This is a genomic window from Bradyrhizobium sp. 138, from assembly GCF_023074075.1.
In the GTDB taxonomy this organism is placed as follows: domain Bacteria; phylum Pseudomonadota; class Alphaproteobacteria; order Rhizobiales; family Xanthobacteraceae; genus Bradyrhizobium.
Genome location: NZ_JADPKT010000029.1, coordinates 106,459 through 119,826, shown reverse-complemented (window position 1 = coordinate 119,826; position 13,368 = coordinate 106,459). Strand labels below are relative to the sequence as shown.

The following is a 13,368-nucleotide window of genomic DNA, read 5'->3' as shown; positions in this document are numbered from 1 at the left end:
CCCCACGCGATATCCCGTTAACCGCGGCTATTCCGACCAAGAGACTGGCCGCGACCAGATATTTGCGAACCTAACGAGACCACTTGGAGACCAACAGGATCGGAGGGATCGAGGGGGACAAAGCAGGCCGGCGACCGTCCACCCTGCAATCGTTCGTCCGATACTCTTCCGGTCGTGACGCTTCACAGACAACGTAACGAACCTCAGGCTGCCTTTCCAAAACAGGACTAGTCATGATCAGGGAATTGATGTCGTCACGCCGCTTTGCGCCGCTGTTCTGGGCGCAATTTTTCTCGGCGCTCAATGACAACGTGCTCAAGAACGCGCTCGTCATCATCCTGCTTTACAGTGCCGCGACCGGCCACGGCGATGCCCTGGTGACGGTGGCCGGCGCTGTCTTCATTTTCCCCTATTTCATCCTGTCCGGGCTCGGCGGCCAGCTCGCCGACAAATACGTCAAATCCGTCGTCGCAAGGCGGCTCAAATTCGCCGAGATCTTCGCAGCCGGCTTTGCCGCCGCCGGCTTCTTCCTGCATTCGGTGCCGCTGCTGTTCGCAGCGCTCGCACTGTTCGGCACCATCGCCGCCCTGTTCGGCCCCGTGAAATACGCCATGTTGCCGGATCAGCTCGAGCTCGGCGAGCTCGCGACCGGCAACGCGCTGGTCGAAGGCGCAACCTTCATGGCCATCCTGCTCGGCACCGTCGCCGGCGGCCAGTTCGTGGCGGGGTCCGCGCATATGGGCTGGGTCGCATCCGCCGTGGTCGTGCTGGCGCTGTTGTCCTGGGCCTTCGCCGCCCGCATTCCGCAGACGACGCCGTCCGCGCCCGATCTGCCCGTCAACGCCAACCCCTGGACCTCGACGCTGAGCCTGCTCAGGACGCTGCATGCCGACCACCGGCTGTGGGACGGCACCGTCATCGTCTCCTGGTTCTGGCTGGTCGGCGCCATCGTGCTGTCGCTACTGCCGGCGCTGGTCAAGGATGTCGTCGGCGGCACCGAGGGCGTGGTGACGCTGTGCCTTGCGATCTTCGCGATCGGCATCGCCATCGGCTCGCTGTTCGCCGCCAGCCTGAGCCACGTTCGTCCGAACCTCGCGCTGGTCCCGATCGGCGCCATCATCATGGGGTTTTCCGGCCTCGATCTCGCCTGGGCCATCGGCGTGACCGCCAAGGGGCAGGACATCAGCGCGGCCGGTTTCGCGACGTCGTTCGCCGGCCTGCGCATGCTGATCGACTTCGTCGCCTTCGCCTTCGGTGGCGGCTTGTTTGTCGTGCCGTCCTTTGCGGCTGTCCAAGCCTGGTCGGCGCCATCGGAACGCGCCCGCATCATCGCCGCCGGCAATGTGCTGCAGGCCGCCTTCATGGTGGTTGGCTCGCTGTTCGTCGCGTTGCTGCAGGCGGCTGGCCTCCATATCGGCTGGATCTTCTTCGGCCTCGGCGTCGCCAGCTTCGGCGCAGTGTGGTTCGTGCTGACCAAGTGGGGCAAGGAAGGCGTGCGCGATTTCGGCGGGCTGCTGTTCCGTGCGCTGTTCCGCACCGAAATCCGCGGGCTTGAGAATCTGCCGCCTGCCGGCACCCGCATGCTGATCGCGCCGAACCATGTCAGCCTGATCGACGGTCCGCTGCTGCACGCCGTGCTGCCGATCGACGCCAGCTTCGCGGTCGATACGGGCATCGCCAAGGCCTGGTGGGCCAAGCCGTTCCTGCGCGTGGTCAAGCACTACACCATGGACCCGAGCAAGCCGCTGGCTGCACGCGACCTGATCAAGCTGGTCGCCGCGGGCGAACCCGTCGTGATCTTCCCGGAAGGGCGCATCACCGTCTCGGGATCGCTGATGAAGGTCTATGACGGCACCGCGATGATCGCGGACAAGGCCGATGCCGTGGTCGTGCCGGTCCGCATCGAGGGCGCGCAGCGCTCTCATCTCAGCTACCTCAACTCCAGCCAGATCAAGCGCTCGTGGTTTCCGCGGGTGACGGTCACGATCCTGCCGCCGGTCAAGCTGCCGGTCGATGCGGCCCTGAAAGGCAAGACACGCCGCAACGCCGCGGGCGCCGCGCTCCAGGACGTGATGATCGATGCGATGGTCAAGAACGCGATGCTCGATCACTCGCTGTTCGAGGCGCTCGGACATGCCTATCGCGACCGCGATACCGGCAAGGTCATCATCGAGGACGCGCTCGGCACCAAGCTGACTTATCGCAAGCTGATCCTCGGCGCGCAGGTCCTGAGCCGCAAGCTCGAGAGCGGCACCGCCGTCGGCGAGAATGTCGGCGTGCTGCTGCCGAACTCCGCAGGCGTCGCCGTCGTCTTCATGGCGCTGCAGAACATCGGCCGGGTGCCGGCGATGCTCAACTTCTCGGCCGGTCCGGTCAACGTCCTCGCCGCCATGAAGGCCGCGCAGGTCAAGACCGTGCTGACCTCGAAGGCCTTCATCGAGAAAGGCAAGCTCGACAAGCTGATGACCGCGATCTCCGCCGAGGCGCGTGTCGTCTATCTCGAGGACGTCCGCGCTTCGATCGGCATCGCCGACAAGATCAAGGGCCTGCTCGCAGGCACGACGCCGCGCGTCACCCGCCAAGCCAACGATCCGGCCGTGGTGCTGTTCACCTCGGGCTCGGAAGGCACGCCCAAGGGCGTGGTGCTGTCCCATCGCAACATCCTCGCCAACGCGGCGCAGGCGCTGGCGCGGGTCGACGCCAACGCCAACGACAAGGTGTTCAACGTGCTGCCGGTGTTCCATTCCTTCGGGCTCACCGGCGGAATGATGATGCCGCTGCTGGCGGGCATTCCGATCTACATGTATCCCTCCCCGCTGCACTACCGGATCGTGCCGGAGCTGATCTACCAGACCGGCGCGACGATCCTGTTCGGCACCGATACGTTCCTCACCGGCTACGCCCGCTCGGCGCATGCCTACGACTTCCGTACCCTGCGCCTGGTGATCGCCGGCGCCGAAGCGGTCAAGGACCGGACACGGCAGGTGTTCATGGAGCGCTACGGCATCCGCATCCTCGAAGGCTACGGCGTCACCGAGACCGCACCGGTGCTGGCGATGAACACGCCGATGGCCAATCGTCCCGGCACCGTCGGCCGCCTGTCGCCGCTGATGGAAAGCAGGCTCGATCCGGTCCCCGGCATCGAGGAAGGCGGACGCCTCTCGGTGCGCGGCCCGAACGTGATGCTCGGTTACCTCAGGGCTGAAAATCCCGGCGTGCTCGAGCCGCTCGCCGAGGGCTGGCACGACACCGGCGACATCGTCGCGATCGACGCAGCCGGCTTCATCACCATCAAGGGCCGCGCCAAGCGCTTTGCCAAGATCGCAGGCGAAATGGTCTCGCTGTCGGCGGTCGAGAGCATCGCGACGGCGCTGTGGCCCCAGGCCGCATCGGTCGCCGTCTCGATCCCGGACCCGCGCAAGGGCGAGCGCATCGTGCTGCTGACGACCGAGAAGAACGCCGAGCGCAGCGCCATGCAGGGTCAGGCCAAGACGATCGGCGCGTCCGAGCTGACCGTTCCCGCCGCGATCATGGTGGTCGACAAGGTGCCGCTGCTCGGCACCGGCAAGACCGACTATGTCACCGCAACGACGATGGCGCGCGAGCAGGCGGCCTCGCCGGAGCGCGAGGTGGCGTAGGAGGTTCACCGGGCCCGGAGACGGGGGGTGCGCGGGTCACGCCGCCGTCCGCCGCTCCTGCGCGTAACGCACCAGCGCCGCGAAGCGGTAGATGCCGTGCACGAACTTGCCGTAAGGCATGGTGACGAACAGCGCGAACACCGCGCCGAGATGCAGCGCCAGCAGAGGCCCCATTGCAGAGGTCTCGCGCAGGAGCAGAAGTGCCATGCCGGTGAGACCGGTCAGGAACAGCATGGCGATGAAGCCGACGTCCATGCCGTAGCTGAACTCATCGAGCAGCGCGGGATCGCGTCGCGTCCTGGCCATGAACAGGCCGATCGGCCCGACGATCAGACCGATGCCGCCGAGCGTGCCCAGCACCACCGGCAGGTCCCACCACGGATACGGCGCCTCGCGGCCGAGCAGATAGTGATACAGAGTTGCGACCGAGGTCGCGGCAAAGCAGAGCAGGAAGCCGTAGAACGTCAGGTGGTGATAGAGCTTGCGCCGGTCGGTCGGCTTGTCGTCCTCATTGTAGCAGCCCACACCGCCGCCATGGAGATAGCGCAGCTCGCCGGCATCGCGGATCGCCTGAAGGATCGAGCCGCCGTCGGCGCGGCCGCCGACGGCCGGACCGATATCGCGCCAGAAGGCGCGCACGCTCATGACCAGCGCAAGCACGGCATAGAGGAATGCAGCGCTGAACAATGTGGCCATCGCGTTGTGTGGCATCAGCTTGTAAAAGGCGCCGGGGCCGGTGTGCACGCCAAACAAAACGTCGCGGTCGTTCAAGACGGCGAAGCCGAGGATGAAGGCCGCCATGCTGAGCGCGGCGACGATGCTGATGACGAGACCGTTGCGTGCAAAGGCGCCGGACATCGCCTGCGGCCAGGCATAGGCCGCGTAGGATTCGGCGCGCGCTACTGCCAGCGTCTGCGGGACGTTGACGTTGAACTCATGCGGCGGCGAGAATTGGCAGTCGACGTAGCAGGCGCCGCAGGCATGGCAAAGATTGGCGAGATAGTTGAGGTCGCCGTCGGAGAAGGCGCGGCGCATCTCCATCGCCGGAAACACCGCGCACAATCCCTCGCAATAGCGACAGGAATTGCAGACCGTCATCAGCCGGTCGGCCTCGTCCAATATCCTAGTTCCGTGCATGTTTCGCCGCTTCCCGTCCTGCGATCCGCCCGAACACGCTGCCGATGGTCATACCCATGCCGGCCGCATAGCCCTTGCCGAGCACGTTGCCGGCCATGATCTCGCCGGCCGCGAACATGTTGGCCGACGGCTTCCCGTCAGCCATCAGCATCCGCGCCTCCCTGGTTACGCGCGTGCCGAGATAGGTGAAGGTGATGCCGGGCCGCACCGGATAAGCGAGATAAGGCGGCGTCTCGATTTTGCGCGCCCAATGCGTCTTGGGTGGCGTGATGCCCTCGGTGCGACAATCGTCCAGAATGGTGTGATCGAACGTGCCTGATAGCACCGCGGCATTGAATTCGGTGATGGTCTTTTCCAGTGCGGCCGGATCGAGCTCGAGCTTGCCGGCGAGCTCAGCCACGGTCTGCCCGGCGATCGGCGGGAACAGCGTCGGCATGAAGCTGGTGACAACGGTCGAGTCAAAGATGATGTAGGCGATCTGGTCGGGCTGCGCAGCAACCAGCCGGCCCCAGATCGCGTATCGCTTCGGCCAGATGTCCTCGCCCTCGTCATAGAAGCGCTGCGCGTGCTTGTTGACGACGATTCCGAACACCACCGAATCGTGGCGGGTGATGATGCCGCCGTCGAATTTCGGCGCGCGGGCGTCGATCGCGACCGCATGGCACTGGGTGGGATCGCCGACCTTCTGAACGCCCTTGTCGAGCAGCATCTTCAGGATCGAGCCGCGGTTATACGGCGTGCCGCGGATCAGGAAATTGTCGGCGGCCTCGCCCCAATATTGCTTGAGCCATTCGATGTTGGCCTCGAACCCGCCGGCCGCCGCGACCAGCGAGGTCGCTCGGATCTCGGTCTCTCCGTCGATCGGCCGCTTCAGGCGCGCGGCAAGGAACATGCCATCCTCGATCACGAGATCGGTGACCTCGGCATCGTATGCGACCTCGACGCCGAGCCGCTCGGCGGTGAGATAAAGTGCGTTCAGCATTGCGCGGCCGCCACCGAGGAAGAAGGAGTTGGTGCGGCCAAGGCTCAGCGTGCCGCCCAGCGATGGCTGCCAGCGCACACCCTGCTCCACGATCCAGTTCAGAATGTCCTTGGACTCGCGGATCATGTGGCGCGCCAGCACCTCGTCGGTCTGCCCGCCGGTGACGCGCAGCAGGTCCTCCCAGAATTCCTCCTCGGTGTAGGGACCGGTCAGGATTTCGGTGGCGGCGTCATGGGCGCAGCGCATGTTGCGGGTGTGCCGGGTGTTGCCGCCGCGATAGAATTTTGGCGCGCCCTCCAGCACCAGCACCGACGCTCCGCCGCGCCGCGCCGCGATCGCCGCGCACAGCGCCGCGTTGCCGCCGCCGATCACCAGGACATCGTACTTGCTACTCATGCCGTCCATCCGATGCGACGAAGTTGGAGGCATTCTGCTGCCGGCAGCCCCGATCAACCACGCCGTCATTGCGTACTTTTGTATACAAAGATATACAGAAGCTGTGCAAGCGTCATCTCTGCATGGGCAGGGATACGCATTGCTTCGAGGGAACATGGCCAGACGCCCGGCAAAGATAGGTGGATCGATCGCGCGTGGCGCCGGCTTAGCGCTCGGCGAGGCGGTGTTCCGCTCGCTGTGCGAAGCACTCCAGGCCGGCAGCTACCGCGCCGGCGACCGCCTGCGCGAGGAGGAGGTCGCGCAGCGGCTGAAGGTCAGCCGCACACCGGTTCGCGAAGCGCTGGGCCGCCTTGCAGCGCGCGGTTTCGTCGCCCCCGCCGGCGGCCGCGGGCTGATCGTGCGCAATCTCGACATCTCCGAGGTGCTCGAGCTCTACGCCATGCGCGAGATCATGGAAGGCGCCGCCGCGCGCCTTGCCGCCGAGCACGCGTCACCGCCGGAGATCGACGCTGTCAGGGATATCGAGCAGGCTTTTGTCGAGACGTCGGAAACCGACGCAGCCGAGATGGCAAGAGAGAGGGCAAGGCTCAACCGCGCCTTCCACGAGGCGATCTGCCGCGCCGCGCGCAACCGCTATCTCGACAACGCTTCGCGGGAATTGCAGGACTGGATCGCCCTGCTCGGCCCGACCACCTTCACCGTATCGGGCCGCCCCTCAACCAGCCACGACGAGCATCAGGCCATCATCGACGCCATCGCCGCACGCGACGGCGACAAGGCGGAGCAGCTCGCGCGCGCGCACATTCGCGAGGCGTTGCGCTGCCGGCTCAAGTTGTTGCAAAGACAGTAGGCTGCCGCTCAAGCCTCGAAGATGCGCGCGAGCAGCCAATAGCCGCCGAGCAGGCTGATGACCCCCGACACCATGTAGACCAAGCCCGCCGCCCTCACCGGCTCGGTCCGGTCCGTCGTGGTCAGCCGGTCCAGGAGGCCGAGCGCCGGCAGCGCGACCACGACGATCGCGACCTGCCCGATCTCCACGCCGATGTTGAAAGCGGCGAGCGCCGGCACCGCTGCGTTCGGCGGCAGGCCGATCTCGCGAAGCGCTCCGGCGAAGCCGAAGCCGTGGATCAGTCCGAACAGAAAGGCCACGCGCCAGCGCCTGTCGACATCGCGCGAGAAGAAGTTCTCCACGGCCACGAAGACGATCGAGGCCGCGATCGCAGGCTCCACAATGCGGCTCGGGATGACGAGGAGGTCCAGAGCGGCCAGCGACAAGGTCATCGAATGGGCGATGGTGAAGGCCGTCACGATCTTGACAACGGGAACGAGCCGTCTCGCCCACAGCACCACGGCAATCAGGAATGCGATATGATCGTAGCCGAGGAAGATGTGCTCGACGCCGGCGAGGAGATAGCGCTGCATCGTCGACCGCAGCGGCGGCGGCGCGGTTGAGAGCGTGACCGTCGTATTGCCGGCGTCGAGCAAGGCCTGCACCTCCGACCTGCCCTGTGCAATCAGCACGACTTGGCGCGCGGCCGGATCCTTCTCGGTCAGCACGGTGGAGCGATAGTTGATGTCGCCGGCGGTGCCGACGCAGGCAAAGCTGTTGCGATAGACGATGCCGTCGCCGTCGGCCAGGATCGCTGCATCTCCGGCCAGGCAGGCCCTGGCGCCGCCTGTTACGGCCAGGTGGGTGCTCATATAGGCGAGGAGTGCGGATCTGGCCGCTGCGACCGCCGCGGGATCGACCGCGTCCTGTCTCGCATCATAAGTTTTCGTGCCGATCAGGCGATCGACATCGCTGCCCTTCAATCCGAGCTCGACGCTCACCCTGCGATCGGGGCTTAGCGCCACGCGTGCCGTGACGAGGTTGACCTGATGCGCCTCAGCCGGAAAGCCGAGCCCGAGCAGAACCGCAAGCCACAGCAGCCGCGGCTGCCTCATGGTCTCACCCCATTGCCGTCACGCCAGCACATCCGCCACGACCGCCTTCAAGACGTCCTTCACATCAGCCGGCCTCAGCCGCACCTGCAATCCGCGCTGGCCGCCATTGAGATAGACGAGATCATGCGCGAGCACGCTCTGTTCGATCACGGTCGGTACCTGCTTGCGCTGCCCGAACGGGCTGATGCCGCCGACCTTGTAGCCTGTGACGCGCTCGGCCTCCGGCGGCTTCATCATCTGCGCCGACTTGCCGCTCGCGGCCGCCGCGAGCTTCTTCATCGACACTTCCTGGTCGGACGGCACGATCACACAGACTGACTTGCCGTCCACCAGCGCCATCAGTGTCTTGAGGACACGCGCCGGGTCCTCGCCGAGCGCGGCGGCGGCCTGCAGGCCGATGCTCTCGGCGTCAGGATCGTAGTCGTAGGCATGGACGGTGAAGGCAATACCGGCGGCTTCGAGCGCACGGGTGGCGGGGGTGACTTTGGACATGCGCGTATCTCTGCGCCGTCATTGCGAGGAGCGCAAGCGACAAGCAATCCAGAGTCCCTCCGCAGAGAAAGCCTGGATTGCTTCGCGGAGCCTGTCATCGGGCCGCGCTTTGCGCGGACCCGTTGGCTCGCAATGACGGTGCGGCACAGATGAGCGCCACAACCACAGGAACCCCTACTCCGCCGCGTCCCTCATTTCGGCGCGCTCGGCTCTGGCCGCGCAGAACTTGAATTCCGGGATCTTGCCGAACGGATCGAGCGCCGGATTGGTCAATAGATTCGCCGCCGCCTCCGCGTAGCAGAACGGCATGAACACCATGTTCTCCGGTACGTCGCGGTCGGAGCGAACCTTGACCTCGACCGCGCCGCGGCGGGTCTCCAGGCGAATGAAATCGCCGGGTGTGAGCTTCTTCTTGCGCATGTCCTTTGGCGACATGAACGCGACCGCCTCGGGTTCGATCTGGTCGAGCACCTGGGCGCGGCGGGTCATCGAGCCGGTGTGCCAGTGCTCCAGCACGCGGCCGGTCGAGAGCACCATCGGATATTCGGCGTCGGGAATCTCGTCCGGCGGGATGACCTTGGCCGGCACGATCTTGCCGCGGCCGCTCGCGGTCGGAAAGCCCGTGGTGAAGATGATCTCGTTGCCGGGCTTGTTCGGATCGTCGACGGGATAGGTCACCGCGCCTTCGCGCACCAGCCGCTCCCAAGTGATGTTCTTCAGCGACGGCATCAGCTCTGCCATCTCGGTGAAGACATCGCCGGGACCGGCATAATTCCACGGCAGGCCCATGCGCTTGCCGATCTCCTGGATGATCCAGAGATCCTGACGCGCATCGCCCGGCGGCTTGATCACCTGGCGCGCGAGCTGGACGCGGCGATCGGTGTTGGTGAAGGAGCCGTCCTTCTCGGCGAACGCCGAGGCCGGCAGGATCACGTCAGCGTGGAACGCGGTCTCGGTGACGAAGAGATCCTGCACCACGAGATGATCGAGCATCGCGAGCGCATGGCGCGCATGCTGGAGGTCGGGGTCCGACATCGCGGGATTCTCGCCCTCGATATACATGCCCTTGATCTCGCCGGCATGGATCGCGTTCATGATCTCGACCACGGTCAGGCCGCGGACGGGATCGAGATCCTGCTGCCAGAGCTTTTCGAAGCTGCCGCGCAGATCGTCGCGGCCGACCGGCTGATAGTCCGGCAGGAACATCGGGATCAGGCCGGCATCGGAGGCGCCTTGCACGTTGTTCTGGCCGCGCAGCGGATGCAGGCCGGTGCCGGGGCGGCCGACCTGACCGGTGATCAGCGCCAGCGCGATCAGGCAGCGCGCATTGTCGGTACCGTGGACGTGCTGGCTGATGCCCATGCCCCAGAAGATGATCGACGATTTTGCCCGCGCATAGGTTCGCGCCACTTCGCGCAGGGTCTGCGCCGGGACGCCGCAGATCGGCTCCATCTTCTCCGGCGTGAACTCCTTGATCTTCTCCTTGAGGTCCTCGAAGCCTTCGGTGTAGCCGGCGATGTACTGGTCGTCGGTCAGGCCCTCGGTGATGATCGTGTTGATCATCGCGTTCAGCATCGCGACGTCGGAGCCGGGCTTGAACTGCAGATGCTTGGTCGCATGACGCGACAGCGACTGCCGGCGCGGATCCATCACGAACAGTTTTGCGCCGTTCTGCTTGACCGCGTTCTTGATAAAGGTCGCGGCGACCGGATGGTTCACGGTCGGATTGGCGCCGATCACGACGATGACCTCGGCATCCATCGCCGCGGAGAACGGTGCCGACACGGCGCCCGAGCTCAGGCCCTCGAACAAGGCTGCGACCGAGGAGGCGTGGCACAGCCGGGTGCAATGGTCGACATTGTTCGAGCCGAATCCGGTGCGCACCAGCTTCTGGAACAGATAGGCCTCTTCGTTCGAGCCCTTGGCCGAGCCGAAGCCCGCCAGCGCCTTCACGCCCTTCTCGTCGCGGATCTTGACGAGGCCCTTGGCGGCGATGTCGAGCGCTTCTTCCCAGCTCGCTTCGCGGAAATGGGTGAACGGGTTGGCCGGATCGACCTGGTCGTTGGCATCCTTCTTTGCGTTCGGCAGCCGCACCAGCGGCTTGGTCAGGCGATGCGGATGGTGGATGTAGTCGAAACCGAAGCGGCCCTTGACGCAGAGACGATTGTGATTGGCGGGGCCGTCGCGGCCCTCGGCATAGATCACCTTCTCGTCCTTGACCTCATAGGTCACCTGGCAGCCGACGCCGCAGAATGGGCAGAGCGAATCGACCTTTTTGTCGGCGTAAGTGACGCGAGTCTGCTTGTCGTCGAGCATCACGGCCGGCATCAGCGCGCCGGTCGGGCAGGCCTGCACGCATTCACCGCAGGCGACGCAGGTGGACTCGCCCATGGGATCGTCGAAGTCGAACACGATCTTCGAGCCATGATTGCGATAGGCCATGCCGATGACGTCATTGACCTGGACCTCGCGGCAGGCGCGCACGCAGAGGCCGCACTGGATGCAGGCATCGAGATTGACGCGCATCGCCGGGTGGCTGGCGTCGGTCGCCCAGCGCTCGGCGGCGGGGAAGCGGCTCTCGGTAACGCCGGTCGTCTCAGCCCAGTGCCAGAATTTCGAATCCGGATCGTGGCTGGTCTCGCGCGCCGGCTGGTCGGCGACGAGCAGCTCCATCACCATCTTCTGCGCGGCAGTTGCGCGAGCCGACTCGGTCTTGACCTTCATGCCGACGGACGGCGTGCGCTTGCAGGACGCCGCGAGCACGCGCTCGCCCTCGATCTCGACCATACAGGCACGGCAATTGCCGTCGGGGCGATAGTCGGGCGCCGGCGAATAGCACAGATGCGGAATGTCGCGGCCCTGGCGCTTTGCAACTTGCCAGATGGTCTCGCCGGGTTTGGCCTCGACCTGCTTGCCGTCGAGTTCGAACGTAATCTTGGTCATTCCGCCGCTTCCTTGAACTCGTCAGGGAAATATTTAATCACGGAGCTGAGCGGATTCGATGCCGCCTGCCCGAGCCCGCAGATCGAGGCATCGCGCATCGCCTGGCTCAATTCTTCCAGCAAGGCCCGGTTCCAGACCGGCTTCTGCATCAGCTGCGCCGCCTTCTGGGTGCCGACGCGGCACGGCGTGCACTGGCCGCAGCTCTCGTCCTCGAAGAATTTCATCAGGTTCAGCGCCGCTGCGCGCACGCTGTCCTTTTGCGACAGGATCACGATCGCGGCCGAGCCGATGAAGCAGCCATATTTCTCCAGCGTGCCGAAATCGAGCGGGATGTCGTCCATCGACGCCGGCAAGATGCCGCCGGACGCCCCCCCCGGCAGGTACGCGTAGAACTGATGGCCATCGGCCATGCCGCCGCAATACTCATTGATCAGCTCGCGCACGGTGATGCCCGCGGCAGCGAGCTTCATGCCGGGTTTCTTGACGCGGCCCGAGACCGAGAAGCTGCGCAGGCCGTGGCGCTCATGACGGCCATGGCCTTTCCACCAGTCGGCGCCCTTCTCGACGATGTCGCGCACCCACCACAGCGTCTCGATGTTGTTGATCAGCGTCGGCAGGCCGAACAGGCCGACCTGGAACGGATATGGCGGCTTGTGCCGCGGCAGGCCGCGCTTGCCTTCGATGCTCTCCAGCAGCGAGGATTCCTCGCCGCAGATGTAAGCGCCGGCGCCACGGCGCATGTGCAGCGTCGGGCCGCCCGGCGGCAGCTTTGCGATCTCGCGCTCCAGGATCTCGCGCGAGGCCGGATATTCGTCGCGCAGATAGATGTAGACGTCGCTCGCCTGCACGACATGCGCGCCGATCAGCATGCCCTCGATGAAGCGGTGCGGATCCGTTTCCAGATAATAGCGATCCTTGAACGTGCCGGGCTCGCCCTCGTCGCCGTTGATCGCCATCAGCCGCGGGCCGGGCTCGCCGAGCACCGCGCGCCATTTGCGTCCTGTCGGGAAGCCGGCGCCGCCGAGGCCGCGCAGCGAAGCGTCGTCGAGCGACTTCAGAAGGTCATCCTTCGACAGCTCGCCGGAGCGCAGGCGACCTAGCAGCTTATAGCCGCCGCCGGCGACATAGGCCTCATAGCCGACATAGTCGGGCAGATGCGCATGGGTGTCGCCGGCCTTGGCGGCCGCCATCACATTGGCGACGGTGGCGTGGTCGACGAAATTGTGGCCGACCTCGGCAGCAGGCGCGGTATCACAACGACCGACGCAGGGCGCGCGCACCACGCGGATGCCGGGACCCGACGCGCTCTGCAGATCCTGGAGCAGCTTCTCGCCGCCGAGCATCGCGCAGGTCAGCGAATCGCAGACGCGGATCGTGAGCGGGGCGATGTCGGGCTCGCCCTCCTTCACCACGTCGAAATGCGCGTAAAAGGTCGCGGTCTCGAACACTTCGGCGAAGGCGAGCTTCATCTCGTCGGCAAGCGCAGCCAGATGCGCAGCCGAGATCTGATGATACTTGTCCTGGATCAGGTGCAGATATTCGATCAAGAAATCGCGCCGCCGCGGCCTGTCGCCGAGCAGCAGCTCGATCTCGTGCCCGGCGATCGGGTCGACCTGGCGCCCCTTGGGCGTCGCCTTGGCGCGCCGGCGCCCCTCGCCCGGATGCTCGAATGGGCGGACCTTGTGCACGTCGTGGCTCATCGATTCGTCTCGATCTCGTCTTTTAGAACGGCTCTGGTTCTAGCTCTTGGCATGCCAGATGCCAAGAGATTTATCATGCTCGCGGAAGCAGTTAAGGGCGGCCGTAGGCAAATCCTGGAGAATGCCGCCCGGACAC

8 protein-coding genes are annotated in these 13,368 nt (G+C 65.5%); 2 read left to right on the top strand and 6 right to left on the bottom strand.

What is annotated here, in order from left to right; all coding sequences use genetic code 11:
• The first annotated feature begins 233 nt into the window (after positions 1–233).
• A complete protein-coding gene (locus IVA79_RS14955; protein WP_247553926.1) occupies positions 234–3,638 on the top strand; it encodes an acyl-[ACP]--phospholipid O-acyltransferase in 3,405 nt (1,134 codons plus the stop codon).
• Between the two features lie 36 nt (positions 3,639–3,674).
• Here IVA79_RS14955 and tcuB read toward each other — a convergent pair whose 3' ends face one another.
• Together tcuB and tcuA are read right to left on the bottom strand one after the other, a co-directional pair.
• Entirely contained in the window at positions 3,675–4,775 is a 1,101-nt protein-coding gene (tcuB, locus tag IVA79_RS14950; RefSeq protein ID WP_247553924.1) for a tricarballylate utilization 4Fe-4S protein TcuB, read from the bottom strand.
• On the bottom strand, positions 4,762–6,153 hold the full coding sequence (tcuA, locus tag IVA79_RS14945; RefSeq protein WP_247553923.1) for an FAD-dependent tricarballylate dehydrogenase TcuA: 1,392 nt from the start codon (positions 6,151–6,153) through the stop codon (positions 4,762–4,764). The genes tcuB and tcuA overlap by 14 nt, the downstream gene beginning before the upstream one ends.
• Positions 6,154–6,307: 154 nt before the next feature.
• Here tcuA and IVA79_RS14940 point away from each other — a divergent pair, with 154 nt between their 5' ends.
• A complete protein-coding gene (locus tag IVA79_RS14940) occupies positions 6,308–7,003 on the top strand; it encodes a GntR family transcriptional regulator (protein ID WP_247553922.1) in 696 nt (231 codons plus the stop codon).
• Between the two features lie 8 nt (positions 7,004–7,011).
• Here the strand turns inward: IVA79_RS14940 and IVA79_RS14935 are convergent, their stop codons facing one another.
• The 4 genes from IVA79_RS14935 to IVA79_RS14920 all read right to left on the bottom strand — a co-directional run bounded on the left by IVA79_RS14935 (position 7,012) and on the right by IVA79_RS14920 (position 13,232).
• Positions 7,012–8,097 (bottom strand): HupE/UreJ family protein, encoded by a 1,086-nt coding sequence (locus tag IVA79_RS14935; protein ID WP_247553921.1) that lies wholly within the window; start codon positions 8,095–8,097, stop codon positions 7,012–7,014.
• A gap of 18 nt (positions 8,098–8,115) precedes the next feature.
• Positions 8,116–8,589, bottom strand: a complete 474-nt coding sequence (ybaK, locus tag IVA79_RS14930; RefSeq protein ID WP_247553920.1) for a Cys-tRNA(Pro) deacylase — start codon at positions 8,587–8,589, stop codon at positions 8,116–8,118.
• A 174-nt stretch (positions 8,590–8,763) separates the two neighbouring features.
• Positions 8,764–11,532: a formate dehydrogenase subunit alpha gene (gene fdhF, locus IVA79_RS14925; protein WP_247553919.1), complete on the bottom strand. Its 2,769-nt coding sequence runs from the start codon at positions 11,530–11,532 to the stop codon at positions 8,764–8,766.
• Entirely contained in the window at positions 11,529–13,232 is a 1,704-nt protein-coding gene (locus IVA79_RS14920) for an NADH-ubiquinone oxidoreductase-F iron-sulfur binding region domain-containing protein (protein ID WP_247553918.1), read from the bottom strand. The genes fdhF and IVA79_RS14920 overlap by 4 nt, the downstream gene beginning before the upstream one ends.
• Between the last annotated feature and the right edge of the window lie 136 nt (positions 13,233–13,368).